Origin of the sequence: Microvirga flocculans ATCC BAA-817 (genome assembly GCF_000518665.1) — a bacterium.
GTDB classification, from domain to species: domain Bacteria; phylum Pseudomonadota; class Alphaproteobacteria; order Rhizobiales; family Beijerinckiaceae; genus Microvirga; species Microvirga flocculans.
This window is the reverse complement of the sequence record NZ_JAEA01000001.1, coordinates 77,813-102,748: the sequence shown is the minus strand read 5'-3', so window position 1 is coordinate 102,748 and position 24,936 is coordinate 77,813. Positions and strand designations below refer to the sequence as shown.

At 66.7% G+C, this 24,936-nt stretch carries 31 protein-coding genes; 20 read left to right on the top strand and 11 right to left on the bottom strand.

The window, feature by feature from the left end:
* Positions 1-85 precede the first annotated feature (85 nt).
* On the bottom strand, positions 86-1,309 hold the full coding sequence (fabB, locus tag L879_RS0100565; protein ID WP_027314409.1) for a beta-ketoacyl-ACP synthase I: 1,224 nt from the start codon (positions 1,307-1,309) through the stop codon (positions 86-88).
* 219 nt (positions 1,310-1,528) lie between these two features.
* Positions 1,529-2,050 carry a 3-hydroxyacyl-[acyl-carrier-protein] dehydratase FabA gene (gene fabA / locus L879_RS0100560; protein WP_027314408.1) on the bottom strand — a complete coding sequence of 174 codons (522 nt, stop codon included), beginning with the start codon at positions 2,048-2,050 and terminating at the stop codon, positions 1,529-1,531.
* A gap of 275 nt (positions 2,051-2,325) precedes the next feature.
* On the opposite strand from fabA, the gene irr reads away from it, so the two are divergent.
* Positions 2,326-2,796 carry a Fur family transcriptional regulator Irr gene (gene irr, locus L879_RS0100555; protein WP_027314407.1) on the top strand — a complete coding sequence of 157 codons (471 nt, stop codon included), beginning with the start codon at positions 2,326-2,328 and terminating at the stop codon, positions 2,794-2,796.
* Between the two features lie 37 nt (positions 2,797-2,833).
* On the opposite strand, the gene L879_RS19870 is transcribed toward irr, so the two are convergent.
* Genes L879_RS19870 through L879_RS19865 form a run of 3 tightly spaced genes read right to left on the bottom strand, consistent with a single transcriptional unit; the run spans position 2,834 to position 5,771 of the window.
* Positions 2,834-3,808 (bottom strand): ornithine cyclodeaminase family protein, encoded by a 975-nt coding sequence (locus tag L879_RS19870; RefSeq protein WP_051434931.1) that lies wholly within the window; start codon positions 3,806-3,808, stop codon positions 2,834-2,836.
* The gene (locus L879_RS0100545) at positions 3,808-4,776 is read right to left on the bottom strand and encodes a threonine ammonia-lyase (RefSeq protein WP_027314406.1); all 969 of its coding nucleotides are present in this window, start codon (positions 4,774-4,776) and stop codon (positions 3,808-3,810) included. Before L879_RS0100545 ends, L879_RS19870 begins: the two co-directional genes overlap by 1 nt.
* Positions 4,777-4,805: 29 nt before the next feature.
* The gene (locus L879_RS19865; protein WP_245265141.1) at positions 4,806-5,771 is read right to left on the bottom strand and encodes a carbon-nitrogen hydrolase family protein; all 966 of its coding nucleotides are present in this window, start codon (positions 5,769-5,771) and stop codon (positions 4,806-4,808) included.
* An 81-nt stretch (positions 5,772-5,852) separates the two neighbouring features.
* On the opposite strand from L879_RS19865, the gene L879_RS0100535 reads away from it, so the two are divergent.
* Entirely contained in the window at positions 5,853-6,767 is a 915-nt protein-coding gene (locus L879_RS0100535; protein WP_051434929.1) for a LysR substrate-binding domain-containing protein, read from the top strand.
* 9 nt (positions 6,768-6,776) lie between these two features.
* Here the strand turns inward: L879_RS0100535 and L879_RS23035 are convergent, their stop codons facing one another.
* Together L879_RS23035 and L879_RS24435 are read right to left on the bottom strand one after the other, a co-directional pair.
* Positions 6,777-6,923 (bottom strand): DUF3096 domain-containing protein, encoded by a 147-nt coding sequence (locus L879_RS23035; RefSeq protein WP_084020587.1) that lies wholly within the window; start codon positions 6,921-6,923, stop codon positions 6,777-6,779.
* Positions 6,924-7,060: 137 nt separating this feature from the next.
* Positions 7,061-7,183, bottom strand: a complete 123-nt coding sequence (locus L879_RS24435; RefSeq protein WP_275944439.1) for a hypothetical protein — start codon at positions 7,181-7,183, stop codon at positions 7,061-7,063.
* Positions 7,184-7,456: 273 nt separating this feature from the next.
* On the opposite strand from L879_RS24435, the gene L879_RS19860 reads away from it, so the two are divergent.
* Both L879_RS19860 and L879_RS0100520 read left to right on the top strand, forming a co-directional pair.
* The gene (locus tag L879_RS19860; RefSeq protein WP_183501300.1) at positions 7,457-8,017 is read left to right on the top strand and encodes a P-loop NTPase family protein; all 561 of its coding nucleotides are present in this window, start codon (positions 7,457-7,459) and stop codon (positions 8,015-8,017) included.
* A gap of 235 nt (positions 8,018-8,252) precedes the next feature.
* Positions 8,253-8,867 (top strand): 3'-5' exonuclease, encoded by a 615-nt coding sequence (locus L879_RS0100520; protein ID WP_027314404.1) that lies wholly within the window; start codon positions 8,253-8,255, stop codon positions 8,865-8,867.
* A 132-nt stretch (positions 8,868-8,999) separates the two neighbouring features.
* Here L879_RS0100520 and L879_RS0100515 read toward each other — a convergent pair whose 3' ends face one another.
* Positions 9,000-9,551, bottom strand: a complete 552-nt coding sequence (locus tag L879_RS0100515; RefSeq protein WP_438268090.1) for an SH3 domain-containing protein — start codon at positions 9,549-9,551, stop codon at positions 9,000-9,002.
* A 149-nt stretch (positions 9,552-9,700) separates the two neighbouring features.
* On the opposite strand from L879_RS0100515, the gene L879_RS0100510 reads away from it, so the two are divergent.
* The 3 genes from L879_RS0100510 (at position 9,701) to L879_RS0100500 (ending at position 12,124) form a co-directional block, all read left to right on the top strand.
* The gene (locus L879_RS0100510) at positions 9,701-10,693 is read left to right on the top strand and encodes a 2-hydroxyacid dehydrogenase (protein WP_027314402.1); all 993 of its coding nucleotides are present in this window, start codon (positions 9,701-9,703) and stop codon (positions 10,691-10,693) included.
* A 152-nt stretch (positions 10,694-10,845) separates the two neighbouring features.
* Positions 10,846-11,223 (top strand): response regulator, encoded by a 378-nt coding sequence (locus L879_RS0100505; RefSeq protein ID WP_027314401.1) that lies wholly within the window; start codon positions 10,846-10,848, stop codon positions 11,221-11,223.
* A 181-nt stretch (positions 11,224-11,404) separates the two neighbouring features.
* Positions 11,405-12,124: a Crp/Fnr family transcriptional regulator gene (locus L879_RS0100500; protein ID WP_027314400.1), complete on the top strand. Its 720-nt coding sequence runs from the start codon at positions 11,405-11,407 to the stop codon at positions 12,122-12,124.
* On the opposite strand, the gene L879_RS19855 is transcribed toward L879_RS0100500, so the two are convergent.
* The gene (locus tag L879_RS19855; protein WP_051434928.1) at positions 12,099-13,394 is read right to left on the bottom strand and encodes a flavin monoamine oxidase family protein; all 1,296 of its coding nucleotides are present in this window, start codon (positions 13,392-13,394) and stop codon (positions 12,099-12,101) included. The genes L879_RS0100500 and L879_RS19855 overlap by 26 nt on opposite strands.
* Before the next feature lie 107 nt (positions 13,395-13,501).
* On the opposite strand from L879_RS19855, the gene L879_RS0100490 reads away from it, so the two are divergent.
* From L879_RS0100490 to L879_RS0100465, 6 genes are all read left to right on the top strand, one after another.
* Positions 13,502-14,233, top strand: a complete 732-nt coding sequence (locus tag L879_RS0100490; protein ID WP_027314399.1) for a sulfate transporter family protein — start codon at positions 13,502-13,504, stop codon at positions 14,231-14,233.
* A gap of 95 nt (positions 14,234-14,328) precedes the next feature.
* Entirely contained in the window at positions 14,329-15,852 is a 1,524-nt protein-coding gene (gene murJ, locus L879_RS19850) for a murein biosynthesis integral membrane protein MurJ (RefSeq protein WP_051434927.1), read from the top strand.
* 165 nt (positions 15,853-16,017) lie between these two features.
* The gene (gene trpS, locus L879_RS0100480; RefSeq protein ID WP_027314398.1) at positions 16,018-17,058 is read left to right on the top strand and encodes a tryptophan--tRNA ligase; all 1,041 of its coding nucleotides are present in this window, start codon (positions 16,018-16,020) and stop codon (positions 17,056-17,058) included.
* 175 nt (positions 17,059-17,233) lie between these two features.
* Positions 17,234-17,731 carry a universal stress protein gene (locus L879_RS0100475; RefSeq protein WP_027314397.1) on the top strand — a complete coding sequence of 166 codons (498 nt, stop codon included), beginning with the start codon at positions 17,234-17,236 and terminating at the stop codon, positions 17,729-17,731.
* Between the two features lie 125 nt (positions 17,732-17,856).
* Positions 17,857-18,417, top strand: coding sequence for a NifU family protein (locus L879_RS0100470; RefSeq protein ID WP_027314396.1), 561 nt, complete (start codon positions 17,857-17,859; stop codon positions 18,415-18,417).
* Between the two features lie 82 nt (positions 18,418-18,499).
* Positions 18,500-19,090 carry a malonic semialdehyde reductase gene (locus L879_RS0100465; protein ID WP_027314395.1) on the top strand — a complete coding sequence of 197 codons (591 nt, stop codon included), beginning with the start codon at positions 18,500-18,502 and terminating at the stop codon, positions 19,088-19,090.
* Between the two features lies 1 nt (position 19,091).
* Here the strand turns inward: L879_RS0100465 and L879_RS0100460 are convergent, their stop codons facing one another.
* Positions 19,092-19,676, bottom strand: coding sequence for a TetR/AcrR family transcriptional regulator (locus tag L879_RS0100460; protein WP_027314394.1), 585 nt, complete (start codon positions 19,674-19,676; stop codon positions 19,092-19,094).
* Positions 19,677-19,745: 69 nt separating this feature from the next.
* Between L879_RS0100460 and L879_RS0100455 the strand changes: the two genes are divergently transcribed.
* From L879_RS0100455 to olsA, 5 genes are all read left to right on the top strand, one after another.
* Entirely contained in the window at positions 19,746-20,174 is a 429-nt protein-coding gene (locus tag L879_RS0100455) for a VOC family protein (protein ID WP_027314393.1), read from the top strand.
* A 178-nt stretch (positions 20,175-20,352) separates the two neighbouring features.
* Complete coding sequence (gene tsaB / locus L879_RS0100445) at positions 20,353-21,036, top strand: tRNA (adenosine(37)-N6)-threonylcarbamoyltransferase complex dimerization subunit type 1 TsaB (RefSeq protein WP_027314392.1); 684 nt, start codon at positions 20,353-20,355, stop codon at positions 21,034-21,036.
* Positions 21,033-21,518, top strand: coding sequence for a GNAT family N-acetyltransferase (locus L879_RS0100440; RefSeq protein WP_027314391.1), 486 nt, complete (start codon positions 21,033-21,035; stop codon positions 21,516-21,518). Before tsaB ends, L879_RS0100440 begins: the two co-directional genes overlap by 4 nt.
* Before the next feature lie 131 nt (positions 21,519-21,649).
* Positions 21,650-22,024, top strand: coding sequence for a Fur family transcriptional regulator (locus L879_RS0100435; RefSeq protein WP_051434988.1), 375 nt, complete (start codon positions 21,650-21,652; stop codon positions 22,022-22,024).
* Positions 22,021-22,791: a lyso-ornithine lipid O-acyltransferase gene (gene olsA / locus L879_RS19845; protein WP_035458308.1), complete on the top strand. Its 771-nt coding sequence runs from the start codon at positions 22,021-22,023 to the stop codon at positions 22,789-22,791. Before L879_RS0100435 ends, olsA begins: the two co-directional genes overlap by 4 nt.
* Positions 22,792-22,904: 113 nt before the next feature.
* Here the strand turns inward: olsA and gcvA are convergent, their stop codons facing one another.
* Complete coding sequence (gene gcvA, locus L879_RS0100425) at positions 22,905-23,837, bottom strand: transcriptional regulator GcvA (RefSeq protein ID WP_027314389.1); 933 nt, start codon at positions 23,835-23,837, stop codon at positions 22,905-22,907.
* Between the two features lie 124 nt (positions 23,838-23,961).
* Here gcvA and L879_RS19840 point away from each other — a divergent pair, with 124 nt between their 5' ends.
* Together L879_RS19840 and L879_RS0100415 are read left to right on the top strand one after the other, a co-directional pair.
* A complete protein-coding gene (locus L879_RS19840) occupies positions 23,962-24,198 on the top strand; it encodes a DUF1127 domain-containing protein (protein ID WP_035458306.1) in 237 nt (78 codons plus the stop codon).
* Positions 24,199-24,219: 21 nt separating this feature from the next.
* Positions 24,220-24,903, top strand: a complete 684-nt coding sequence (locus L879_RS0100415) for a glutathione S-transferase family protein (RefSeq protein ID WP_027314388.1) — start codon at positions 24,220-24,222, stop codon at positions 24,901-24,903.
* Positions 24,904-24,936 lie beyond the last annotated feature (33 nt).

Below are 24,936 nucleotides of genomic sequence, written 5' to 3'. Positions count from 1 at the left end.
GTTCATTTCAATGAGCGTGTCCATGCGAGGCCCTCCTTCAGGGAATCGGCATCGCATGGCGCCGTCTCAGGTTTATGACTGTGTCTTACCCGTTGTAGCGGCTGAAGACGAGTGTGGCATTGGTGCCGCCGAAGCCGAACGAGTTCGACAGGACCGTATCGATCCTGGCGTTGTCGATGCGCTTGCGGACGATGTTCATGTCGGCGAATTCCGGATCGAGCTCGTCGATATGGGCGCTCTCGCAGATGAAGCCGTTCTGCATCATCAGCAGCGAATAGATCGCCTCCTGCACGCCGGTCGCGCCGAGGGAGTGGCCGGTGAGCGATTTCGTCGCGGAGATCGGCGGGCACTTGTCGCCGGAGCCGAAGACCTGGCGGATCGCCTCGATCTCCTTCTGGTCGCCGACCGGGGTCGAGGTGGCGTGCGGGTTGATGTAGTCGATCGGGTTGTGCACGTTCTGCAAGGCCATGCGCATGCAGCGCACCGCACCCTCGCCCGAGGGGGCGACCATGTCGTAGCCGTCCGAGGTCATGCCGTAGCCCACGATCTCGCCGTAGATCTTCGCGCCGCGGGCCTTGGCGTGCTCCAGCTCCTCGAGCACCAGCACGCCCGCGCCGCCGGCGATCACGAAGCCGTCGCGGTTGGCGTCATAGGCGCGGGAGGCCCGGGCCGGGGTGTCGTTGTACTTGGTGGACATGGCGCCCATGGCGTCGAAGAGGTTGGACATGGTCCAGTCCAGATCCTCGCAGCCGCCGGCGAACATCACGTCCTGCTTGCCGTACTGGATCATCTCGTAGGCGTTGCCGACGCAGTGGTTCGAGGTCGCGCAGGCCGAGGAGATGGAATAGTTCACGCCCTTGATCTTGAACCAGGTCGCGAGCGTCGCGGACGCGGTGGAGGACATGGCCTTCGGCACCGCGAAGGGGCCGATGCGCTTGGGGCCCTTGTCGCGGGTGATGTCGGCCGCTTCCACGATCACGCGGGTGGAGGGGCCGCCCGAGCCCATGATGATGCCGGTGCGCTCGTTGGAGACGTCGTTCTCCTCGAGGCCCGCGTCGCGGATCGCCTGGTCCATGGCGACATGGTTCCAGGCCGTGCCGCGGGCGTGGAAGCGCATGGCGCGCCGGTCGACCAGCTCTTCCGGGTTCAGGGTCGGAGCACCTTGAACCTGGCAGCGGAAACCGTATTTCGCGTAATCCTCAGCCTTGCTGATGCCGGACTTCGCTTCGCGCAAAGAGGCCAGCACCTCCTGCGTGTTGTTGCCGATGGACGACACGATGCCCATTCCGGTGACGACGACGCGCCTCATAGCCAAACCTCTTCAAAGGACTTCCGATGCCAGCCTTAACACTTCAACACGTAAGGCTCGCGCCGCTCATTCTCAACACCGAGCCGGCGCATGGGAGATTGCATGATTCCCGTTGCTGACGGCCCGCCGCCGGGCGGCAGGGCCGGTTCTTTAAAAAAGATCATGCTTTGTCAATACGATACGGCCCGGCCTCAGGCCGAGCCGGAACAAGATCCGGCGCTAGCCGCCGGCCGGGGTTTCGGCCTGGAACAGCCCGACGCGCATGTCCTTGGCCTCATAGATGCGGCGTCCGTCGGCTTCCAGCCAGCCGTCGGCGATGCCGAGCACCAGCTTGGAGCGGAAGACGCGCTTGAGGTCCACGCCGTAGACCACCTTCTTGACGGTGGGCAGCACCTGGTCGCTGAACTTGACCTCGCCGACGCCGAGCGCCCGGCCGCGGCCCGGGGAGCCGCCCCAGCCGAGGAAGAAGCCGGTCATCTGCCAGAGCGCGTCGAGGCCGAGGCAGCCCGGCATCACCGGATCGCCCTTGAAGTGGCAGGGAAAGAACCAGAGGTCCGGCCGCACGTCGAGCTCGGCGATCACGTGGCCTTTGCCATAGGCGCCACCATCCTCGCCGATGGAGGTGATGCGGTCGAACATCAGCATGGGCGGAAGCGGCAATTGCGCGTTGCCGGGACCGAACAATTCTCCGCGCCCGCAGGCAAGGAGCTCTTCATAAGTAAAGCTGGACTGGCGGGCCATGCCGGATGCCGATCCTTTCTCGGGTCTTCAAGAAGCGCCCCGGGAGGGCCCAAGGCTATGAATGCGGCTCTGGTAGCACAGGCTTGGCCATCCATCCAAGGGACCTGAGCCCGGATTCTTCGCCCCCTCAAGGATCATCCCAAGCGCGGTGCCCGAAGAACCGCGCCGGAACACCGCCAGCCCAGCAACCCTGCCGGGGTCAACCTTGCGGCAATTCTCTCGCTTTCTTATTATTGTGATGTTAGAAGCGCCCATTCGTCCATTCAGTTCCGCTCATGTCCGATCCCTTGTCCGCCTATATCGAGTCGACCACCGCTCCGTCCCACCGGAAGGGCTGCCCCGTGTCCGAGCTGCGCGACAAGCTGCGCCGCGTCGGCCTGCGCCCGACCCGGCAGCGGGTGTCCCTGGGCTGGCTCCTGTTCGGCAAGGGCGACCGGCACATCACGGCCGAGATGCTGTTCGACGAGGCGACCCGCGCCCGCGTTCCGGTCTCGCTGGCGACCGTCTACAACACCCTGCACCAGTTCACGGATGCCGGCCTCCTGCGCCAGCTCGCGGTGGACGGGGCCAAGGCCTATTTCGACACCAACCCCACCGAGCACCACCACTTCTTCCTGGAGGAAGAGGGCGAGCTCGTAGACATGCCCTCCTCCGGCGTGAGCGTGGCCGACCTGCCCGAGCCCCCCGAGGGCATGGAGGTGGCGGGCGTCGAGGTCATCGTGCGGCTGCGCCGCAAGGCGTCCTGAACCGCTCAACGGCAGGCTCAGCGTTTTTCCCGACGGCTCAGGCCGTCAGGCGCCGGTAGCTTTCGAGCGCGACGGCAAGGTCTTCGACCCCGAGCCCGATATGCTTGCTGATGGTGATGTCCTCCGGCGCGCGGCGGACGGTCTTGCTCCCGCCCAGCAATTCTCCCAGTTCCGCATCGATAGGGATGCGCAGGCCCGGAGCACGCTTCAGGCAATTGGGAATGTCCCCGAAGCGCTCCGCCAGATCATAGCTGTCGACCACGAGAATTCGGGCGCGCTCGAAGCAGGCGGGATCGATCTCGCACTTGTCGGCGTCGTCGGCTCCCATCGCCGTGATATGCGTGCCCGGACGCAGCCATTCCCCGCGGATGAGGGGTGAGGTCGCGGCGGTGGCGGTGATGATGACCTGGGAGGCCTCGCAAACGGCCTTCTCGCTGGGCTCGACCGCGATCTCGCGATCCGGGAAGGAGCCCTTGAGCGAGGCCGCGAGACCCGCCGCGCGCTCCGCGTCGCGTCCCCAGATCAGCACCCGCCGGAACGACCGCACCAGCGCCAGGGCCTGGATCTGCAGGAGGGCCTGCCCGCCGGTTCCGAAGATGCCGACCGTATCGACCTGTTCCGGGGCGAGAAGCCGGGCGGCCAGCGCGCCGACCGCCGCGGTGCGGATGTCGGTGAGGTATTTGCGGTCGTGCAGGACCGCGATGGGGAACCCGGTCTCGGCGCTGCACAGCAGCATGACGCCGTCGGAGGAGTGCAGGCCGCGCTCCCGGTTGGCGCGGACCATGGTCGCGATCTTGGTCACGAAATGGCCGCCGCCCTTGATGTATCCGCTCTTGATATGGGCTTCGCCGCCATTGTCGAAGGTCAGAAGGCCCAGCGGCGGACGCACGGCGCGCCCTTCGCTGTAGGCGACGAGCGATGCCGCCGTGGGCTCGAGCGCATCGGCGATGCCGATGACCGATTCGATCTGCGCCCGGGAAAAGACCGGCAGCGACGCTAATTCATGCTTCATCACAGTGCCCTCGCTTGAATTTCCGCAAATCGCTCCAGGGCCATGTTGCCGCCGCAGAGCAGAGCGACCGCCCGCTCCTCGCGCGCGGCGGCCGCACGCAGCGCGGCGGCCATGCCGACCGCTCCTCCCGGCTCGACGACGAGCTTGAGGGAGGTCGCGCAGGTCACGACCGCCTGGGCGATCTCCCGCTCGCTCACCAGCTCGATATCGTCCACATGGGTCCGGATCAGCGGGAAGGTGAGGTTGCCGAGCTGCTGCACCTTGATCGCGTCCGCCATGCTGGCGCTCGGACCGCTCAAGGCAACCAGCTGCCCGGTCCGGAAGGACCGGTAGGCGTCGTTCTCGTCCTGCGGCTCGACGCCGACGATCCGCACGTCGGGCCGGGCCTGCTTCAGGGCCGCCGCGACCCCCGCAAGCAGCCCGCCGCCGCCGATCGGCACATAGACGGTGAAGGGAACGCCCCGGGGCATCTGCTCGGCGAGTTCGAGGCCGATGGTCCCCTGGCCGGCCATGATCTGGAGGTCGTCATAGGGGGGCACGATCACGAGCCCGCGCTCGGCGGCGAGCCGTTCCGCCAGGGCCCGCCGGGCCTGGGAGGTGGGCTCGGCCATCACGACCGTCGCGCCCCAGCGCTCGGTGGCGGCGATCTTGGTCGCGGGCACGTCCGGCGACATGACGATGGTGGCCGCCACGCCCCGGTCGCGGGACGCCTTGGCGACGGCCTGGGCGTGATTGCCCGTCGAATAGGCGATGACGCCGCGCCCGCATTCCTCCGGCGTCAGGGTCGACAGGCGGAAGGTCGCGCCCCGGATCTTGAACGAGCCCGTCGGCAGGAGGTTTTCGGCCTTGACGAACACGCGACCCGGCCGGGACGCGCCGTCTTCCAGTTCGAGGCAGGGCGAGACGGGAAGCTTGCCCTGGAGGGCGGAGCGGGCGGAGCGGATCAGATCCAGCGGAAGGGCGGTCATCTTGGAATCTCTCGTCGGTCGTCCGGCGATCAGGGTTGAACGGGCGCCGCCTGCGGCGCACCCTCGGAAGGATCGCGATCGGAAGCGATTCGGACGGGACGCTTTTCCCGCTCGTCGACCTGCAGCGAGAAGACGTCCGGCCTGGCGTAATGCCCGGTGACGTCGAGATCGTAGCGGGCCTCGGCAATCGCACCGCGGTCGGTCTTTGCCACCACGAGCCCCTCCTTCTCGAAAAGCGGCCCGGCCAGGATCTCGCCCATGGGGGAGACGATGACGCTGCCGCCTCGGATCAGGGGCCGGTCCGCCGGCCAGTTCTCGATGGAGACGCCCAAGGCCTGCGGCGCGGGCAGGACCTGGCAGGCGCTGACCACGTAGCAACGGCCCTCATAGGCGATGTGGCGCATGGAGGTCTGCCAGATCTCGCGCTCGTCCACCGTCGGCGCGCACCAGATCTCGACGCCCTTCGCATACATGGCGGTGCGCAGCAGGGGCATATAGTTTTCCCAGCAGATCGCGGCGCCGATGCGGCCGGCCGCCGTCTCGATCACCGGCAAGGTCGAGCCGTCCCCGAACCCCCAGACGAGCCGCTCGCTGCCGGTGGGCATGAGCTTCCGGTGCTTGGCGACGAGGCCCGCCTGCGGGTCGAAGAACAGGGCCGTGCAGTAGAGGGTGTAGCCGTCGCGCTCGATCGCGCCGACGACGAGCGACGCGCCGGTCTCCGCCGAGAGAACCGCGAGGGCGTCGGTTTCCGGGCCCGGAACGTCGATGGCGCTCTCCCAATAGGCCCGGAAGGCCGCTCGGCCTTCCGGGGTGCGGAACCCGACCCGCGCGCCGAAATCGGACCCCTTGGGATAGCCCCCCAGCAGGGCCTCGGGCATCACGACGAGCTTCGCGCCCGCCTCCTTGATCGCGCCCGCATAGGAAAGGATGCGGGCCAAGGTCGCCTGCGTCCCCGCCGGGTCCGTACCAATCTGAAGCGCCGCCACCGTCGTCATGTTCATTCCTCGCTTGACAGAGGCAGTCTATGGCAACACTCAAAACAAATGAAACAAATGCACAAAGTTTCAGATATAAACATGAACGATATCCGGAAGATGGACCTCAACCTGCTCGTGGTGTTCGAGCACCTGCTGCAGGAGCACAACGTCACAGCCGCGGCGGCCCGGCTGGGCCTGAGCCAGGCCGCGGTCAGCGCATCGCTGAAGCGGCTGAGGGCGCTCTACGGCGACCCCCTTTTCTTGAGGACGCAGAACGGGTTGAGACCGACCCCCCGGGCCATCGTGCTCAAGCCCATGGTCGAGGACGCGCTGTCCATCGTGCGCAAGAGCCTCGACCTGTCCGGCGACCCGGCCGCCGATTCGCAGACCCATGTGGTCACGCTGGGCCTTTCGGACGATTTCGAGATGGCCTTCGGCAGGGCGCTGATCCAGGCGGCGGAGCGGCTCCTGCCCGGCGTGAGGCTCGTCTTCCGGCAGACCAACAGCGCCATGGTCGCCGCGGCCCTGCACGACCGCCAGATCGATCTCGCCATCACCTCGGGCGGGGTCAGCGACAGCCGCCTGAAGCACCTGTCGCTCGGCAGCTCCGGATATCTGTGCGTCTACGATCTCAAGCGCCGGGGCTCCCATGCTCCCCTCGCCATCGAGGAATACATCGCCCGCGAGCATCTGCTGATTTCGTTCTCGGGCCTCGTCGGGGTCGTCGACGACGTGCTGGCGGAGCACGGCCTCCGGCGCCGGCTGCGGGCCGCAACCTCGCATTTCTCGGCCCTGCCGTTCCTGCTGGCTGAGACGGACGCCATCGCCACCCTGCCCGGCCATGCCGCCCGGGCGCTGCTGCCGTTGAGGATCTTCGGCGTCTCGCCCTGCCCGATCGCCTTCCCGAGCTACTCGATCGACCTGAGCTGGCGCTTCGACGCGGTCCGCCAGCGCCCGATCCAGCAGATGCGGGACCTGATCGCCGAATTCTTCTCGCGGGAACTGACGGCGTGAGAGGGCTGCTTACCGGATGAAGCCGAAGCCGACGAGCGCATAGACGATCAGGAAGATCGCCACGAAGACGTTGAGGAAGCGCGGCGCGACGAGGGAGGCGATGCCGAGCACCAGGGCCAGGATCGGCAGGAGTTTGAAGCTCAGGTTGATGGACATGCGTTCTCGTCTCGGGCTTTCGGTAGCGTTATTCCGTTCTAGGGCCGAAACCTTGATAAAACGGAAAGGACGTCTGGCGGGAGGCGGATTGCTTGCCTAGCAGGGTAGAAGATTTGCAGTTTTCCGCATAACCGCTCTCAAAAGCGGTCCCAGTGTTCCTTAATCCAATCAACAATCAGTCTCACTAACACCCGTTGCGCCCCCTTGCCGATGAAGAGGAAGAGCGTACGGGCTACGTCGTAAGGCTTGGATTTCTTCATGGGAACTCCGCAAACGCAAAAAGCCGCCCGAAAAGGGCGGCCCTTGGCATGGGTTTGATTGTCAGGCTGTAGACATGAAAAACCCGCCAAGGAGGCGGGCGGGTCGAAGCATAGCTAACGCAGGCCGAGTGACTCACACTTAGTCGAACCTGGCATTTCCGAACATAGCCGAGCTTACGGATAATGTAAAGTTACACCAGTCGGTTCCATAAGGTCCGTTCCGCGAAATCAGGCTATATGCGTCTTGGCGACAGGCTGCATACGAGGTGGGGCATGGCTCCGGGTCGTTCCGAGTTCTCCAAAACTGTCATTGTCGGCAACAGTGGCTCAGGCAAGAGCTGGTTGGCCGAGAGGCTGGCTGAAGGCCTGGGCACAGTTGCAATCGATCTGGACTCCATTCATTGGGTGCCGGGCGGTTATAGTGCCCGGCGGGACCCTGATGTTGCGAAGAGCATGGTCCGCGACCAAGCCTCCAAAGATTGTTGGATCATTGAGGGGGTCTATGGCTGGCTGGCATATGAGGCTGTACCCTCTGCCACAGCCTTCATTTGGCTCGATCTGCCCGAGGCGGAATGCATTGAGAACATTCGAGCGCGTGGGCTTCGCCGGGGCGGCGACGAGGCCGCCTTTGAGGCGCTGATCGTTTGGGCTGGAGAGTACCGGACCCGAGACAATGCGAACTCCTTCACAGGACATTCGCGGCTCTTCGAACTTTTCGAGGGCAAAAAGCTCCACCTTCGATCCCGTGCGGAGATAGCCAACCTTCTCGACATGCTTTTTGATGGCTCGGCGGCTCTCCAGAAGCCATTTTCCCTTACAAGTCTTTCCAAGTAATTCGAGCTCGTTCAGGGTTCTTGCCAGAGCACCTTAGACTAACCCTTTGCTAGCCTGCTTCCTGCGATGCTGGATACTTCTTCCGAATACGCTCAAAAGACACCCTATCCGGTTCCATAAATGGGCTTACGCGCAATTCGCGGATTATCTTCTAACGTGCGCGCGAGAGTGCTTTAATCCTTATGTGGCGCTTGGCGCAGGACGAGTGCTGGCGCGAAGAAGGGAAGCTTCGATCATGAAGACGGCCATCGTATTCGACTGCGAGTTTCTGTGCGTCCAGGGTTCACAAAGCAGGTTTTGGTGTGCGGCTCACGACCCCGATCCAGTGATCGCCCAAATCGGTGCCGTGAAGCTTGGGCTGGAGGGGGATTTCCCTCTCATGGATACCTACAGAGCCTACGTTCAGCCGGTTGATCGCTTCAGCAAGAGGTACCCAATCGACCCTTTCTTCACCAAGCTGACCGGCATTACTGAGGAAAACATCCAGGCGGAGGGGGTACCGTTACAGGAAGCCCTTGCGGGCTTTGACCGCTTCTCAGACGGCGCAAAGTCCTGGTCGTGGGGCAAGGATGAGCTCAACATGGTCGCCATCAGTTGCTACGTCGCTGGCATTCCGTGGGCCATCCCGGCTCACCGGTTCGACAATGCTGTCAAACTGATGATCGTGGCAGGGATGCCAATCGAGGATATCGGGAAGACGCCCAGCAACAAGCTGGCGGACTACTATGGCGTCAAACACCCCCCCTTGCAGGGACATGATGCGCTCGACGATGCCCTCTCGGTGGCATACGCGGTGCAACACCTGTTGAGGACCGGAAATTTGCAGCCAGAGGTCTTTGACCGAACCTAGCACCCAGGCTGAATTCCATAACCTCTGCTTATCGAAATTACGCGCCCCTTCCGCGCCGTGGCAAAACCGGTAGACGCAAGAGACTTAATATACCCTGCAGAGGCCTCTCTGCTTTGGGAGCAGAGGGGGCTCCTACTCGATCGTCTCGTTGGGATAGACGCCCCAGAGCTTGTCCTGCTGGATGTAGCCGTCCACGTCGCGGGCACCGTCCATCACGATCATGACCCGGCACCACTTGCCGTCGCAGCCCTTGATGTTGGTGATCACGCCCGGCTGGAGATGGGCCATCACGCCGCTTTTCTCGTCGGGCCGGTCGAGGAGGCTGATCGGGGGCTGCTTGCCCTTGGCCCAGGGCATCACGAGGGCCGTGCGCCGCCCCGAAAGGAGGGAGTGGAGAACCCAGCCCTCGGTGCCTTCCGAATCGCGGATGCGCCGCCAGGTCTCGTATTCGGCGATGATCTCCACCGGCAGCCCCGCGCGCTGGAACACCCAGGCCGTCCGGTGATCCTTGGAGGGGCCCTCGCGCAGGTTCACCCGGTCCGTCTTGAGGCTGACATAGCGGGGCACGGGCAGGCCGGTTCCCAGGCGCCCGCCCGGAGGCTGCTGCTGCGCCAGAGCAGACGCGGCGCTCAGGCCGGCTACGGCAAGGGCAAGGACGGTCCTGCGCATGGTTTTCCCGATCATGGCTTTGTCTTGGGTGGAGGCTCTGGTAGAGAAGCTTGACGGATACCGCCACGCGGCGGGTCGTCGCCTTTGATCGCCGAGTCAGGGTTAAGAGAGCGTGAAACTCTTTTCACTTCGCGGCTGTTTCAGTGCCGGGGACGTATGAGCCGATGAAAAAAAGACCCTTGGTCGTTGTCACCCGCCGTCTGCCCGACGTGATCGAAACGCGCCTGCGCGAATTGTTCGACACGCGCCTCAATCTCGACGACAAGCCCCTTTCCGCCGAAGAGCTGGCCGAGGCCGTCAGGACGGCCGACGTGCTGGTGCCCACCATCACGGACGAGATCGACGCGTCCGTCATCGGGAAGGCCGGGCCCGGCCTGAAGCTGATCGCGAATTTCGGCAACGGCGTCGACAACATCGACGTCCCGGCGGCGGTGGCCAGGGGCATCACCGTCACCAACACGCCCGGCGTGCTCACCGAAGACACGGCGGACATGACCATGGCGCTGATCCTGGCGGTCGCCCGCCGCATCCCGGAAGGGGCGCGCGTGATCCCGGACGGCAACTGGGCGGGCTGGTCGCCCACCTGGATGCTGGGACGGCGCATCACGGGAAAGCGCCTCGGCATCGTCGGCATGGGCCGCATCGGCCAGGCGCTGGCCCGCCGCGCCAAGGCCTTCGGCCTGTCGATCCATTACCACAACCGCCGCCACGTTCCGCCCAAGATCGAGGCGGAGCTCGAGGCGACCTATTGGGAATCCCTCGACCAGATGCTGGCGCGCATGGATATCGTGTCCGTGAACTGCCCGCATACGCCCGGCACCTATCACCTGCTCTCGGCGCGCCGCCTGAAGCTCATGAAGCCCGACGCGATCCTGGTGAACACGGCCCGCGGCGAGATCATCGACGAAGGCGCGCTCACCAAGCTCATCGAATCCGGGGCCATCGCCGGCGCGGGCCTCGACGTGTTCGAGGAGGAGCCCGCCGTCAATCCGCGCCTCGTGCGGCTCGCCAAGCAGGGCAAGGTGGTGCTTCTGCCCCATATGGGCTCGGCCACCGTCGAGGGCCGCATCGCCATGGGCGAGAAGGTGATCGTCAACATCCGCGCCTTCGTGGACGGCCACAAGCCGCCGGACCGGGTGCTGCCGAGCATGCTGTGAGGGGAATGGCAGAGGAATAAATGCGGCGTTCCGTGCTCTGCCGCACGTTTCTTCCTTTGCTCTAACGTTACGATACCTTAAGTTAGGCCCACCGATTCGAGTGGACCTGCGCGTAACGTCCGACCCCTTCAGATCGCGAGCAGCCCGTTCCGATGAAAGGCCCGACATTATCCGCCCGCCCCGTGGTGCTCCTCGTCGAGGACGAGCCTTTCGTCCGCATGGCCGCGGCGGACGCCCTGGAAGAGGCCGGCTACGACGTGATCGAGACCGCCCATGCCCAGGCGGCGCATGAGATCCTCCAGAGCCGCTCCGATATCCGGGTCCTGTTCACCGACGTGAAGATGCCGGGGCCCATGAACGGCCTCGAGCTCGCCTCTCTCGTGCGCGGCCGGTGGCCTCACATCTCCATCGTCATCACATCCGGCCATCTGGATCCGCGCCGGGACGTTCTGCCCGAGAAGACCGTCTTCATCCCCAAGCCCTATGGCGAGCAGGCGCCCGCCCGCGCGATCCGGGCGCTTCTCGCCTGAACCATCGGGCTCGAAGGGCCGCACGAAGCGTCCTGTCATCGTCGCCCGCGCATCGCGGGACCGAAGATTTGGGACAAGGCCGCATGTCCTCAAAAACCGTCCAGGCCATATAACATATGTGAGTGCGGCTAAGTTTGGTCTTTGGCCAGAACAGGGTTCATCGATCCCTTCCATGGCCGTTATGACCAACCCTCTGATCCTCAAGCTCGAACGACGCGATCGGCTCTCCGACGACGAAAAGAAAACGCTGGACAATGCCTTCACGCGGGTTCGGATCGTCGAGAGCGATGAGGATATTCTGCGGGAGGGAGACCGTCCGACCGAAAGCTCCCTTCTCCTGGACGGCTTCGCCGCGCGCTACAAGATCGTCTCGAACGGGCGGCGGCAGATTTCCGCCCTGCACCTTCCTGGCGACTTCATCGATCTGCACAGTTTCCTGCTGAAGACTATGGACCACGGCGTCCTGGCGCTGACCACCTGCCGGATCGCCACCGTTCCGCATGCGACGCTCGAGCGGATCACCGACGAGTTTCCTCACCTGACCCGCATGCTCTGGCTCAACACGCTGATCGACGGCGCCATTCATCGGGAATGGCTCACCGCCATGGGACGGCTCTCCGCGACGGCGCACATGGCGCACCTGATCTGCGAATTGTATCTGCGCCTGAGCGCCGTCGGCCGCGTCGAGAGCGACACGATGCAGCTTCCCGTCACCCAGGCGGAGCTCGGCGATACCCTGGGCCTCTCGACGGTTCACGTGAACCGTGTGCTGCAGGAGCTGCGCAAGGAGGAGCTGATCCGCTTCCAGGGCGATACCCTGACCATCCTCGACTGGGAGAGGCTGCAGGAGGTGGGTGAGTTCACCTCGACCTATCTCAGCCTGCGCAAGGAGGATCGCTGAACGGGGGGCAAAGCGCCGCGACGATTTCCCCGGCGGCCCGCTCGCCTTCCTCCCAGGCGCCGCCCGCCGTGCCCCATTGCGCGCGAGAGAGCGCCTCGCCCGCGAACCAGATCCGCTCCCCGACGGAGGCCTTCAGGATGTCGCGGATGGCGTGACGCCCCGGCGGCACCACGGCCCAGGACGCCCGCGACCAGGGATCGTGCCGCCACGCGGTGCTGTGCACGGAGCTGAGATTGCGGATCGCCCGGGATCCGAAATGCTCGGCCAGGACCGCGCGGGCGAACCGGAAGGGCGCATCCGCGTCCCGCCGGTCGAACCCGGCGGCGACGGGCTGGTCGAGCTCGAAGTAATGGAAGGGCGTGCCGTCGATGCAGGTGAGAAGCCCCGGCGGCTGCCGGTGCGTTCCGATGAGGCTCGCCAGGCGGTCCGCGCCGCGGAAGGGCGAGCCCGGCCAATGCAGCACCACATGCTCGTAGACGCCCTGCGTGAAGCCGTCGATGGCCTCGCGGCTCAGGGCGGGCAGGGCGGGCGCGAAGCGGATCGCCTCCTGCTGCAGCACGGCCATGGGTGCGGTGACGATGACCGCCCTGGCCCGGAGCGTGCCCGCGGACGTCTCGACCCGCACGCCCGGTCCCGACCAGTCGATGGCCTGAACGGCGACGCCGAGCCTGACCGGCAGGTCCTGTCCCAGGCGGCTCACATAGGCGCCGAGGCCGCCGGCGATGAACAGGTTGTCCGCATAATCCATCTGCGGAAAATCGTGCAGGCTCACCTCGTCGAGGGGGCGGCCCGAGACGAGTCCGTGAATGGCGGCCACCCGCCGCCCCTGCGGACCCATGGGCGGCAGGCCTTGGGCCGCGGGCCGGTCCACGGGCGCCTTCGAGGCCAGCGCCATCGCCCGGCCGGCCAGGGCGAAGGCGCGGTCGAGGGCCGCTTTCTGGAGCCGGTTTCCCGGCTTGCCCCTGACGAACAGATGCCCCTCCAGCGGCGCCCGGCGCAGGGGCTCGCCGCGCAAACGTCCGAGCCTCACCAGCGGGTTGATGGGCCCCTCATGGAGCCAATGGGCGCCGAGATCGAGCGGGTGGCCCCTGAAGGACCGCGTGTGCGTGCGGCCGCCGATGCGATGGCGCGCCTCCAGGACCGTGACCGAAAGCCCGGCGGCCAGGAGACGGCGCGCCGCGGCGATCCCGGCGCTTCCCGCGCCCACGACCACCACATCGGGATGCGCGCCGGGTTCGGTCGACGATCCGGTTTGCAGCGGCCCTTGCATCCTCCACCTCTCGCTTTGCGGCGTGTTCGTTCATAAGTAAGGTCCGCGCCCCGCCGCAAGCGGGGCCATGGACAAGGGGCCTGCAGCCCCGAGGAGACGAACGACCCATGCTGATCCAATCGGTTTTCGCGGCGGCCCGCGAGATCGCCTCGCCCTCGTTGCGGCGCATCCTCTGGAAATCGATTGGGTTGACGGTGGCGCTGCTGGTCCTCGTCTGGCTCGGCCTGACCAAGCTCTTCGACATCTTCCTCACGAATCACGAGCTGAGCGCCGCCTATCCGATCGTCGACAGCCTTGCGTTCTTCCTCGCGGGATTCGGGCTCTTCGTCGCCCTGATCTACCTGCTCCCCGCCGTCTCGGCCGTCGTGGCGGGCTATTTCCTCGACGACGTGGCCGACGTGGTCGAACGCCAGGATTACCCGGCCGATCCGCCGGGCCGGGCGCTGCCCTTCGGCAAGGCGCTCCTCTACGGCCTCCGCTTCGCGGGGCTGTCGCTCCTGGTGAACCTCGTCGCCCTGCTCCTGTTCTTCATTCCCGGCGTCAATATCGGCGCGTTCTTCATCGCCAATGCCTATCTGCTGGGGCGCGAATATTTCGAGCTGGCGGCGGGACGCTTCTGGCCGCCGGAGGAGGTGGCGCGCCTGCGGAACGAATATCGCGGCACGCTTCTGGCCGCGGGCGCCGTCGTGGCGGGGCTGGTGCTCGTGCCGGTGGTGAACCTCGTCACGCCGATCTTCGGCGCGGCGATGATGGTTCACCTGCACAAGAAACTCGCGCGGGACGCCGCGAGAGGAGCGCCGGGACGCCGCGAAGCCCCGGCATCCCTCGAGAGGTTCTGACGGGGCTGCGGCGCCGGAGCTTTTCCCGGCGAGGAGCTCCGGGACGCCGTTCCCTTAGACAATCCCCTCGGAAGCGTTTAAGCGCGACATTACCCATGTCGCTCATCCGCTCCTCCCTTCTGGTCGGCCTCGGCTCGGTCGCCTCGCGCATCCTCGGCCTCGTCCGGGATGTGCTCTTCGCGCATGCCCTGGGCGCGGGGCCGGTGGCGGATGCCTTCCTGGCGGCCTTCCGCCTGCCGAACCTGGTGCGCCGCATCGTCGGCGAGGGCGGGCTCAATCCGGTGCTCGTGCCCGCGCTGAGCCGCCTGGAGCCGGACGACGCGGCAGAGGCGGCGGGCAGCGTGCTGACCGTCTTCGGGCTCGCGCTCCTGGCGCTCACGGGCCTCGTGGAGATCGGGGCGGGGCTGATCGCCCTCGGTCTGGCGCCCGGCCTGCGCGACGACGGCGGAACCCTGGCGCTCGCCGCGCTCTACACGCGCCTGTCCTTCCCCATTGTGGCCTGCGTGACCCTCGCCTCCATCGGCGCGGCCGTGCTGAACCTGCGCGGGCGCTTCATCGCGACGGCCCTCGCGCCGCTGGCGGTCAATGGCGGTCTCATCCTGACGCTCGTCGCCCTGGAAGCGGGCTTCGACTTGTCCCTCGCGCAGAAGGGGGCGTGGCTCGCCGCCGCTTCGAGCCTCGCCGGCCTGGTCCAGCTGGCGGTCGTCGCCGTGGCGCTCCTGCGCGGCGGCCCGGCGCTCGTCCGGTTCCGCAGGCCGCGCCGGTCCCCGCTGCTGCGGAGCCTGATGCTGGCCGGGCTTCCGGTACTCGCCGCGAGCGGCGCGGTGCAGGTCTTCTTCCTGGCAGCCACGCAGATTGCCTCGTTCTGGCCCTCCGCCGTCTCGTGGCTCTATTACGCCGAGCGGGTGATGCAGCTGCCCCTAGGCCTCATGGCCGCGCTGGCGTCGAGCCTGCTCCTGCCCGAACTCGCCCGCCGCCACCGGGCGGGCGAGACCCCCGCCCTCGTGGCGGCGCAGAACCGGGCGCTGGAGACCGCGCTGCTGCTGGCCCTGCCCGCCGGCGCCGCCCTGTTCATCCTCGCCCGGCCCGTGAGCGCCGTTCTCTTCGAGCGCGGCGCCTTCGCCTCCGCCGATGTGGAGGGCACGGCCCTGGTGCTCATGGCCCTGAGCCTGGGACTGCCCTTCGCGACGGTGGCCAAGGTGTCGAGCCAGACCCTTTTCGCCTGCGGCTCCCTGAAGGCCGCGCTGTCCGCCGCCCTCGCGGGCCTCGCCCTGACGGTGGCCTTCTGCCTTCTTCTCGCAGGGCCCCTCGGCCCCACCGGGATCGCGCTCGGGGTGAGCCTGGGATGCCTCGGCCATGCGGGGGCCGTGATCCTGGGGCTTGCCCGATTCGGCCTCTGGTCCCCGGACCGGTCCTTCATCGCGCGCCTGGGCCGGATCGCGGCGGCGACCCTCGCCATGAGCCTGGGCCTGTTCGCCGCCGGGAGCGCGCTTTCGCAGGCGGGTCCCGTCACCCTGGCGGCCTTGTGCCTGGGCGGCCTTGCGCTCTATGGGCTGGCGGCCTGGGTCACGGGGGCGGTGACCCGCGACGATTGGGCTTCGCTCGCGAAAAAATCGTGAGAACCCTTGCATCGTGGCGCGGGCCTGTCGTAACCCCCGCGGAGAAGCGTCTTCGCGGCACGCGGGCTTACCGCCGGCCGCAGGACGATGGTTTGGAAACATGAGTCCGGGACATCGTGCGGCGCGTCCCGCCCGCAGGGTGCATCCCTCTTGGAGTTCAAGGCGATGGCGCAGTTCAAGGAGCTGGTTTTCTCGGGCGTTCAGCCCACCGGAAACCTTCATCTCGGGAATTATCTCGGCGCCATCAAGCGCTTCGTCACCATGCAGGAGACGCACGACTGCATCTATTGCGTCGTGGACATGCACGCGATCACGGTGCCTCAGAACCCGGCCGACCTCACCCGGCAGATCCGCGAGGTGACGGCCGCGTTCCTCGCCGCCGGGATCGACCCGAAGCGCCATATCGTCTTCAACCAGTCCCAGGTGTCGCAGCACGCGGAACTCGCCTGGGTGTTCAACTGCGTCGCCCGTCTCGGCTGGCTCAACCGCATGACCCAGTTCAAGGACAAGGCGGGCAAGGACCGGGAGAACGCCTCGGTCGGCCTCTACGCCTATCCGAACCTGATGGCCGCTGACATCCTGGTCTACCGCGCCACGCACGTGCCGGTCGGCGAGGACCAGAAGCAGCACCTGGAGCTGACCCGCGACATCGCCCAGAAGTTCAACAACGACTGGGCCGAATCCATCGCCGCGAACGGCTTCGGCGATGCCTTCTTCCCGCTCACCGAGCCGATGATCCACGGCCCGGCCACCCGCGTCATGTCCCTGCGCGACGGCTCGAAGAAGATGTCGAAGTCGGATCCGTCGGATTACTCGCGCATCAACCTCACGGACGATGCGGACACCATCGCCCAGAAGATCCGCAAGGCGAAGACCGATCCCGAGCCGCTGCCGAGCGAGGTCGAGGGCCTGAAGGCACGCCCCGAGGCGGAGAACCTCGTCGCGATTTATGCCGCGCTCACGGACATCACGCCGGAGGAGGTGCTGCGCCAGCACGGCGGGTCGCAGTTCTCCGGCTTCAAGGCCGCCCTGGTGGATGTGGCCGTGACGAAGCTCGCCCCCATCGCCGGCGAGATGCGCCGCCTCATGGCCGATCCCGGCCATATCGATGCAGTGCTGGTGGACGGCTCGAACCGCGCGCGCGCCATTGCCTCCGTCACCATGGACGCGGTCAAGGACATCGTGGGCTTCGTGCGCGCGCGCTGAACTGAAGCGAAGGATCCCTCAAAGGCGACGCCACTTTCGGGATCGAGACTGCGCCCCATCTCTCAGGCATCGCCCGTACGGGCGATGCGTTTCCGCCGAAGGGAAGCGCGCTCGCGCCGTCTTGCCCTCAGCGGGAAGGCGAGGCAGCATCAGGGTCAAGGCAGGAGAGCGTGCCGTGAGCGACAAGCGCCGATCCTACGAGTCAGGCCACCGTCCGAAATTCATGGTGGTGATCGACAAGACGCCGGAATGCGCCCGGGCCGTCCATTTCGCCTCGCGCCGTGCCGCCCGCACGGGCGCGAGCATGGTGATGCTGGCCGTGGTGGCCCAACCCGACAACTTCGAATGGATCGGCGTCGGCGAGGCCATGATCGAAGAGGCAAGCGAAGAGGCCCAGAAGCAGCTCGATGCCGCCGCCCGCGAAGCCCGCAACGCGGCAGGCGTCGAGCCGGAGCAGGTGATCCGCGTCGGCAACCGCGCGGACGAGATCATGAAGCTCATCCGCGAGGACGAGGACATCTCCTTCCTGGTGCTCGCCGCAGGCCACGGCAAGGAGGGCCCCGGCCCCCTCGTCTCCACCCTCGGCGGCCGCGCCGCCGCCTCCTTCCCGGTCCCCATCGTCATCGTCCCGGGCAGCCTGACCGACGAGGAGATCGACGCGCTGGCGGGGTGAGACAGGCCCGACGGTCTCCCCTTGGAATCCGTCCCGATTCGATCCACATTGGGACAGGAAGCTGTTAGAACGATTCTAAATCCCCACTCGGCCGGCCTTGAACCGGCGCAGAGGACGCAAAGACGATGTTTATCCAGACTGAAGCGACCCCCAATCCCGCCACCTTGAAATTCCTGCCCGGCCGCGTGGTGATGCCGGAGGGCACCTTCGAGGCGAAGACCCCCGAAGCCGGCGAGGTTTCGCCGCTCGCCCAGCGCCTTTTCGCGGTGCCCGGCGTCACGGCCGTGTTCTTCGGCTACGACTTCGTCACCGTCACCAAGGCGGACGGCGAGTGGCAGCACCTCAAGCCCGCCATTCTCGGCGCGATCATGGAGCATTTCATGACCGGCGCGCCGCTCTTCGCCAACGGCTACGGCGCGACGGAGGACGATGGCGAGGAGTTCTTCGACCCCGCGGACGCCTCCACCGTCGAGACCATCAAGGAGCTGCTCGAAACCCGCATCCGCCCGGCTGTGGCGGGCGACGGCGGCGACATCACCTTCCGCGGCTTCAAGGACGGCACGGTCTATCTGGTCATGAAGGGAGCCTGCTCGGGCTGCCCGTCCTCGACGGCCACCCTGCGCCACGGCATCCAGAACCTGCTGCGCCACTTCCTGCCGGACGTGCGCGAGGTGCAGGCGGTCTGACCCGCCGTTTGATTCATCCCTGAAATTTCAGCTATCGAAGCGCGGCTTTGTCGAGCCGCGCTTTTCGTTTGGAGGTTTTGCCTTGCCCGCCCTGCCCGATGCCGCTCTGGACCAGCTCTTCCGTGAGGCCCGCACCCATCGCTGGTGGGAGGAACGGCCCATTCCCGAGGCGATTCTGCGCGCCCTCGCCGATCTCGCCAAGCTCGGCCCGACCAGCGCCAATTCCTGCCCGGCGCGCTTCGTCTTCGTGGTGTCGCCGGAGGCCAAGGAGAAGCTCAGGCCGCATCTCGACGAGGGCAATGTGCGCCAGACCATGAGCGCGCCCGCCACCGTGATCGTGGCCTACGACACCGCGTTCTACGAGAAGCTCTTCTACCTCGCCCCCAACAGCCCCGACGCCCGCAGCTGGTTCGCCGGCAAGCCCGAGGCCATCGAGCGGACGGCCTTCCAGGGCTCGTGCCTGCAGGGCGCCTATCTCATCATGGCCGCCCGCTCGCTCGGTCTCGATTGCGGCCCCATGGGCGGCTTCGACCGGCAGGGCGTCGACGAGGCCTTCTTCCCCGGCGGGACGGTCAGGTCGAACTTCCTGATCAATCTCGGCTACGGCATTCCGGGCAAGCTCCACCCGCGCCAGCCGCGCTTCGCCTTCGAGGAATTCTGCACCATCGCGTGAGTCAGGCAGATGCCACGACGCGCTCCACGAGGCAGATCATCGCGGCTTTGAATTCCGCCGGATCGGCGCCCGCCTCGATGGCGAGCGCCGCCCGGTCGAAGGCAGCCGAGAGTAGGGTGGTCATGGCCTGAATGGAAAAGGCGTTCGGCTCAGGCCCGAGCACAGCCTCCAGCCCCTCGCTGAGGCTTCGCGCCGCATGGGCCTCGTCGATGGAAGCGATCCCCATGGAACCGAGCACGGCGGGACCGTCGATGAGCAGCAGCCGCGTCCGTCCCGGAACGGACATGGCGTCAAGATAGGCGAGGCTTCCCGCGACGAGCGCCTCGCGCGGCCGTTTGTCTGGGGCCGCGACCTTCTCGATCTCGTCGGCCACGGCCTTGGCCTCCCGCTCCAGCACCGCCCGGAACAGGTCACGCTTGTCGGCGAAGTGATGATAGAGCGCCCCGCGCGTCACCTGCGCGGCCACGACGATCTCCGGCGTCGAGGTTTCCGCGTAGCCCTTCTCGATGAAAAGCCTCCGCGCCGCTTGCAGCAGCGCCGTCCGGGTTGCTTCGGCGCGCTCGGGATTGCTTCGTCTCGGTTGCATACATACAGCCTGTATGTTAATTGAAAGAAACAGGCAGATTGTATGTCGATATTCGGGGGATGAACAGCGATGAAGGTCACAAGCTATTATCCGGTCATCATGACCCGCGACATCGTCGGCACGACTGCCTTCTATATGGCGCATTTCGGGTTCCGGCCTGCCTTCAGCAGCGATTGGTACGTGCACCTCCAGTTTGCTGGCGACGAATCCGTCAATCTCGCGATCCTCGACAGCGAGCACGACACGATCCCGCCTCAAGCCCGGCGCCCCGCTGCCGGGATGATCCTCAATTTCGAGATCGAGGATCCGGACGCGCTCTACCGGGAGATCCAGGCGGCAGGCCTGCCGATCCTGGTCCCGCTGCGCGACGAACCCTTCGGCCAGCGCCACTTCATCACTCATGACCCCAACGGCGTGCTGATCGACGTGATCAAGCCGATCCCACCGAGCGCCGAATTCGCCGGGCAATATGCAGGCGAGGCGTTGCCGCAGGGTTGAGCGCTGCCGATGTCGTTGTGGTGCTTTTCTCAATCGAGATCGCCGGCGCGACAAGGCCGGTGATGACATCGAGGAAGACCATTCATCGCTACCACCGTTGCGGACTCGCCTCGGATTCCGGGTTCCCTTCTCCGCGCTTCCTGATCTAAAGAAACGTCAGACCAGACGGAGACGAACGTTGCGCGTTCTTGCCATCGATACCGCCCTCGGCGCCTGTTCGGCCTGCATTCTCCAGGCCGGCGAGACCGTGCCGCTGGCGGCCGAGTCCATTCCCATGGAGCGCGGCCACGCGGAGGCGCTGATGCCGCTGCTCGACCGGCTCTCCGCCCAGGTCGAGGGCGGGTTCGAAAGCCTCGACCGGGTCGCCGTGACGGTCGGGCCGGGCAGCTATACGGGGCTGAGGGTCGGGATCAGCGCGGCGCGCGGCATCGGCCTGGCCGCTGGAATCCCGGTGGTCGGGGTCGCGACCCTCTCGGCCTTCCTCGCCCCGCTCATGGTCGGCGACAGGCGCGGGCTCTACACCGCCGCCATCGACGCCAAGCACGGGCATCTCTACATCCAGGCCGTCGCGCCGGGCGGGCGCACCATCATCCCACCTGGGCTGATGACCTATCGCGAGGCGATCCGCCTCCTCGGCTCCGGCCCGATCCTGATCGCCGGATCGGCCGCGCCCATGCTGGCGGCCGAGGCCCGGATCCAGGGCGTCGAGGCGCATGTGAGCGACGCGGCGGCTCATCCCGACATCGCCTGGGTGGCGCGCCTGGGGGCGCTGGCCGACCCGGCCCAGGCCCTGCCGAAGCCGCTTTACCTGCGCGATCCCGACGCCAAGCCGCAGGACGGGGCGCGAATCGCGCGCCAATGAGCATCCTCGACCGTTTCATGTCCTCGCCCGCTCCCCATGTCGAACCCGTGGGGACGCAAGCCGCCGCGCGACTCGCGGCGATCCACGCCACGGCCTTTCCGCGGCCCTGGAGCACCCTCGATTTCGAACGCCTGATGGCGGAGCGCGGCGTCGTGGCCGACGGGCTCTTTCTCGGGCGCAGCGCGAAACCGTCGGGCTTCGTCCTGTCACGGATCGTGCTGGACGAGGCGGAGATCATCACCATCGCCCTTGCGCCCGAGGCCCGCGGGAAAGGCCATGCGCGCCCGCTCCTGGCCCATCATCTCGACGAGCTCTCCCGCCGGGGCGCCGGCAGGGTTCACCTGGAGGTCGAGGAGGGCAACGCGCCGGCGATCGCGCTCTATCGCCGCGCGGGCTTCCGGGACACCGGACGGCGGGAAGGCTATTACCGGAAGGCCGACGGGACGAAGGCTGCGGCCCTCACCATGGCCCTGGACCTATAGCCCGCCGCGCCTGCGTCGCTTATAAGCCTCCGTGAGGAGTGGGTTTCGCCTTGGCCACACGCAACAGCACATCCGCCAAACCGCGCCGGTCGGACGCCATCGAGCGCGCCTGCCGCGACAAGGGACTGCGCATGACCGGCCAGCGGCGGGTCATCGCGCAGGTGCTCGATGCGGCGGAGGATCATCCGGACGTGGTGGAGCTGCACCGCCGCGCGTCGGCGGTGGACGACCGCATCTCGCTCTCCACCGTCTATCGCACGGTGAAGCTGTTCGAGACGGAAGGCATTCTCGAGCGGCTCGATTTCCGCGACGGGCGCTCGCGCTACGAGCAGGCGGCGCGGGAGCACCACGACCACCTCATCAACCTGGAGACGGGCAACGTGATCGAGTTCCGCTCGGAGGAGATCGAGGCGCTGCAGAACGAGATCGCCCGGCGGCTCGGCTACAGGGTCGTCTATCACCGCCTCGAGCTCTACGCGGTGCCGCTCGACAAGGACGAGGCGTGACGCGGATCGCCGTCGCCTTCAGGCTTCTGCTGCTCGGCCTGTGCGCCCTCGCGCTCGTGCCCGTGCAGATGCTGGCCCTGCGCTTTCACTGGTCGTCCCCGCTGCACGTGCTGCCCGTGTGGTTTCACCGGGCGCTTCTGGCGATCTTCAACGTGCGCGTGATCGAGCGCGGAACGCCGCCGGGCAACGCGCCGACGATCGTCGTGTCGAACCATGTCTCGTGGCTCGACATTCCGGTGATCGGATCGCTCCACCCGCTCTCCTTCATCGCGAAGTCGGAGATCGAGGGCTGGCCGGTGGTCGGCACGCTGGCGAGGCTCCAGCGCTCCGTGTTCATCGACCGCCAGCGCCGCAAGGCCACGGCGGAGGTGAACGATGCCCTCGCCCACCGCCTGGTGAAGGGCGAGGCGATCGTGCTCTTCGCGGAGGGCACCACGAGCGACGGCAACCGCCTCCTGCCCTTCCGCTCCTCGCTGGTGGGCGCGGCCCAGACGGCACTCATGCACGACAGCGTCGAGCGCGTCCTGCTCCAGCCTCTCGCCATTTCCTACACCCGTCGCCACGGGCTGCCCGTGACCCGGCGCGAGCGCCCCTCCATCGCCTGGTACGGCGACATGGATCTCGCCCCGCACCTGAGGCTGTTCGTCCAGGCCATCCCCCTCGATGTGGTCGTGACCTGGGGCGAGCCGATTCCCTTCAACGGCAACCGCAAGGAAGCGACGGCCTTCGCCGAATTCGAGGTGCGGCGGGCGCTGAAGGCGGCGTAGAGCGGTTTGCTTTTCGTGGAAGCAAGCCGCTGCACACGTTCTTGCTGGCCGCCATTTCGGACGGAAAACCGGTCCCCACTTGTCCTGAAACGGCTCTTGCCGGTCGTCTCCGCCTATTGCCGACCTGCCTCGGCCACGTGAGCCTTCGCCTCCTCCAGGAGCCAGGCGCGGAAGGCTGCGACGGCGGGGCGGTCCGCCGTCGCCTCGGGGCAGACGACGTAATATTGATAGGTTCCCTTCACCTGATGCGGGAAGGGCTGCACCAGGCGCCCCGCCGTGAGGTAGTCGCCGATCAGCACGTTCGTGGCCAGCGCCACGCCCTGGGCGGAGGCCGCCGCCTGCAGGCAGAGATAGGTGTGCGGAAAGCTCGGGCCGCGGGAGGTGTCCACGCCCTCGACCCCGATGGCGGCGAGCCAGCGGTCCCAGGTCGTGTAGTCCGGGATGCTGTAGACCGATTCGTGCAGCAGGGTGTGGTGGCGCAGGTCCGCCGGTTCCTTCAGGGGACGCTCGGGATCGTTGAGGAGCGAGGCGCTGCACACGGCGAAGAAATATTCCTCCATCAGCAGGTCCGTTCTGAGGCCCGCATAGCCGCCGCGCCCGAAGCGGACCGCCACGTCCACGTCCTCGCGGGCGAAGTCGGTCAGCCGGGTATCGACCGAGACCCGCACCTCCAGGTCGGGATGCCGCTCCTTCAGCGATCCGAGCCGCGGAATCAGCCAGCCTGAGGCGAAGCTCGGCATGGAGCTCACCGTGACCACGTTGGACCGGTCCGACCGCAGCGCCTGCGCCGTCGCCTCGTCGAGCCGGTCGAGAATGTCGGCGAGGGAGGCCGCATAGCGCTCGCCCAAGGGCGTCAGCGCGACGCCGCGGCTCGGCTGGCGCACGAAGAGGGGCCGCCCGAGCCAGGCCTCGAGCGACTTCACCTGCTGGCCCACGGCGCTCGCCGTGACGGCGATCTCGTCGCCCGCTTTCTCGAAATTCAGGTGCCGGGCGGCGGCCTCGAAGGCGCGCAGGGCGTTGAGCGGCGGAAGGCGACGACGGGCCATGGCGGTTCCAGCACCTGAAATGCCCAAGTTTTCCTTGGGCGAAACTGAAGAACTTCTCGTTTGCCCGCAGCCTATCACAGGAGCACATTTGTCTCCAGCAAAACGCCATCGAAGGAGAGCTGTCATGGCGATGGGATATGCCGCAGCAAATCTTGGGCTTCACACGACACAGCGGAACAACCGAAAGACGCTTCTCGGCCTGCTTCTGCAGTACGAAACCTGGCTCGAGCGCCGCAGGACCTCCAAAATCCTGTATCGGCTCGACGACCACGCGCTGGCCGATATCGGGTTGTCGCGGGCCGACGTGGAGGGATTGAATGCCTCCTGGCAGGATCACCTGCCGCCCTCCATGAGCCGATAGGCCGCTCCGAAAGGCACCCCGATGAAGCTCTATTCCGGTCCGGTCAGCCTCTTCTCCCGCAAGGTCGAGATCGCCCTTTACGAGAAGGGGCTCGCCTTCGAGCGCGTCGAGGTCGCCTTCAGCCAGACGAAGGGCTATGCCCCGAAGCATCCCGACGTGCTGGCCCTCAATCCCAAGGGACAGGTCCCGGTTCTCGTGGACGGGGACCTGTCCCTCTATGATTCGACCGTGATCCTCGAATATCTGGAGGACGCCTATCCCCACCCGGCGCTGTACCCGACAGCGCCCCGGGAGCGCGCCCGCTGCCGCCTGTTCGAGCTCTTCGCGGACGAGGTCATGCTCGCCCCCTTACGCTTCCTGATGCACCGGACCGAGCCGCAGCCGGACGATCCGGAGCGCTGGAACGCGAAAGAGCTGAAGGCGCGGGAAGCCGAACCCGCCCTGGCCGGGCACTTCGCCGCGCTCGACCGCGCGCTCGAGGGCAAGGATTACCTGTGCGGCGCCTTGTCGGCCGCCGACATCGCCGCCTTCATGCCGGTCTTCTGGACCCGCCGCCTGGGCGGGCCATCCCTGAGGGGGCATGAGAACCTGACCGGTTGGTATGCGCGCCTGAGCGACCGGCCGGCCTTTGCGAAGGTCGTCGCGCAGATCCACGCGGCGGATGCGAAACTGTCGGCCCCCGTGGAGGGCGCGTTCCGGGATTGAGAAAGCATCCAGGCCTGAAAACCCTCGCGCCGA

Coding starts and splice junctions, on each gene's coding strand:
- fabB (WP_027314409.1), bottom strand. CDS start 1,309: ATGAGGCGCGTCGTCGTCACCGGAATGGGCATCGTGTCGTCCATCGGC.
- fabA (WP_027314408.1), bottom strand. CDS start 2,050: ATGGCCCGCCAGTCCAGCTTTACTTATGAAGAGCTCCTTGCCTGCGGG.
- irr (WP_027314407.1), top strand. CDS start 2,326: ATGTCCGATCCCTTGTCCGCCTATATCGAGTCGACCACCGCTCCGTCC.
- L879_RS19870 (WP_051434931.1), bottom strand. CDS start 3,808: ATGAAGCATGAATTAGCGTCGCTGCCGGTCTTTTCCCGGGCGCAGATC.
- L879_RS0100545 (WP_027314406.1), bottom strand. CDS start 4,776: ATGACCGCCCTTCCGCTGGATCTGATCCGCTCCGCCCGCTCCGCCCTC.
- L879_RS19865 (WP_245265141.1), bottom strand. CDS start 5,771: ATGACGACGGTGGCGGCGCTTCAGATTGGTACGGACCCGGCGGGGACG.
- L879_RS0100535 (WP_051434929.1), top strand. CDS start 5,853: ATGAACGATATCCGGAAGATGGACCTCAACCTGCTCGTGGTGTTCGAG.
- L879_RS23035 (WP_084020587.1), bottom strand. CDS start 6,923: ATGTCCATCAACCTGAGCTTCAAACTCCTGCCGATCCTGGCCCTGGTG.
- L879_RS24435 (WP_275944439.1), bottom strand. CDS start 7,183: ATGAAGAAATCCAAGCCTTACGACGTAGCCCGTACGCTCTTCCTCTTC.
- L879_RS19860 (WP_183501300.1), top strand. CDS start 7,457: ATGGCTCCGGGTCGTTCCGAGTTCTCCAAAACTGTCATTGTCGGCAAC.
- L879_RS0100520 (WP_027314404.1), top strand. CDS start 8,253: ATGAAGACGGCCATCGTATTCGACTGCGAGTTTCTGTGCGTCCAGGGT.
- L879_RS0100515 (WP_438268090.1), bottom strand. CDS start 9,551: ATGATCGGGAAAACCATGCGCAGGACCGTCCTTGCCCTTGCCGTAGCC.
- L879_RS0100510 (WP_027314402.1), top strand. CDS start 9,701: ATGAAAAAAAGACCCTTGGTCGTTGTCACCCGCCGTCTGCCCGACGTG.
- L879_RS0100505 (WP_027314401.1), top strand. CDS start 10,846: ATGAAAGGCCCGACATTATCCGCCCGCCCCGTGGTGCTCCTCGTCGAG.
- L879_RS0100500 (WP_027314400.1), top strand. CDS start 11,405: ATGACCAACCCTCTGATCCTCAAGCTCGAACGACGCGATCGGCTCTCC.
- L879_RS19855 (WP_051434928.1), bottom strand. CDS start 13,394: ATGCAAGGGCCGCTGCAAACCGGATCGTCGACCGAACCCGGCGCGCAT.
- L879_RS0100490 (WP_027314399.1), top strand. CDS start 13,502: ATGCTGATCCAATCGGTTTTCGCGGCGGCCCGCGAGATCGCCTCGCCC.
- murJ (WP_051434927.1), top strand. CDS start 14,329: ATGTCGCTCATCCGCTCCTCCCTTCTGGTCGGCCTCGGCTCGGTCGCC.
- trpS (WP_027314398.1), top strand. CDS start 16,018: ATGGCGCAGTTCAAGGAGCTGGTTTTCTCGGGCGTTCAGCCCACCGGA.
- L879_RS0100470 (WP_027314396.1), top strand. CDS start 17,857: ATGTTTATCCAGACTGAAGCGACCCCCAATCCCGCCACCTTGAAATTC.
- L879_RS0100460 (WP_027314394.1), bottom strand. CDS start 19,676: ATGCAACCGAGACGAAGCAATCCCGAGCGCGCCGAAGCAACCCGGACG.
- L879_RS0100455 (WP_027314393.1), top strand. CDS start 19,746: ATGAAGGTCACAAGCTATTATCCGGTCATCATGACCCGCGACATCGTC.
- L879_RS0100440 (WP_027314391.1), top strand. CDS start 21,033: ATGAGCATCCTCGACCGTTTCATGTCCTCGCCCGCTCCCCATGTCGAA.
- L879_RS0100435 (WP_051434988.1), top strand. CDS start 21,650: ATGACCGGCCAGCGGCGGGTCATCGCGCAGGTGCTCGATGCGGCGGAG.
- gcvA (WP_027314389.1), bottom strand. CDS start 23,837: ATGGCCCGTCGTCGCCTTCCGCCGCTCAACGCCCTGCGCGCCTTCGAG.
- L879_RS19840 (WP_035458306.1), top strand. CDS start 23,962: ATGGCGATGGGATATGCCGCAGCAAATCTTGGGCTTCACACGACACAG.
- L879_RS0100415 (WP_027314388.1), top strand. CDS start 24,220: ATGAAGCTCTATTCCGGTCCGGTCAGCCTCTTCTCCCGCAAGGTCGAG.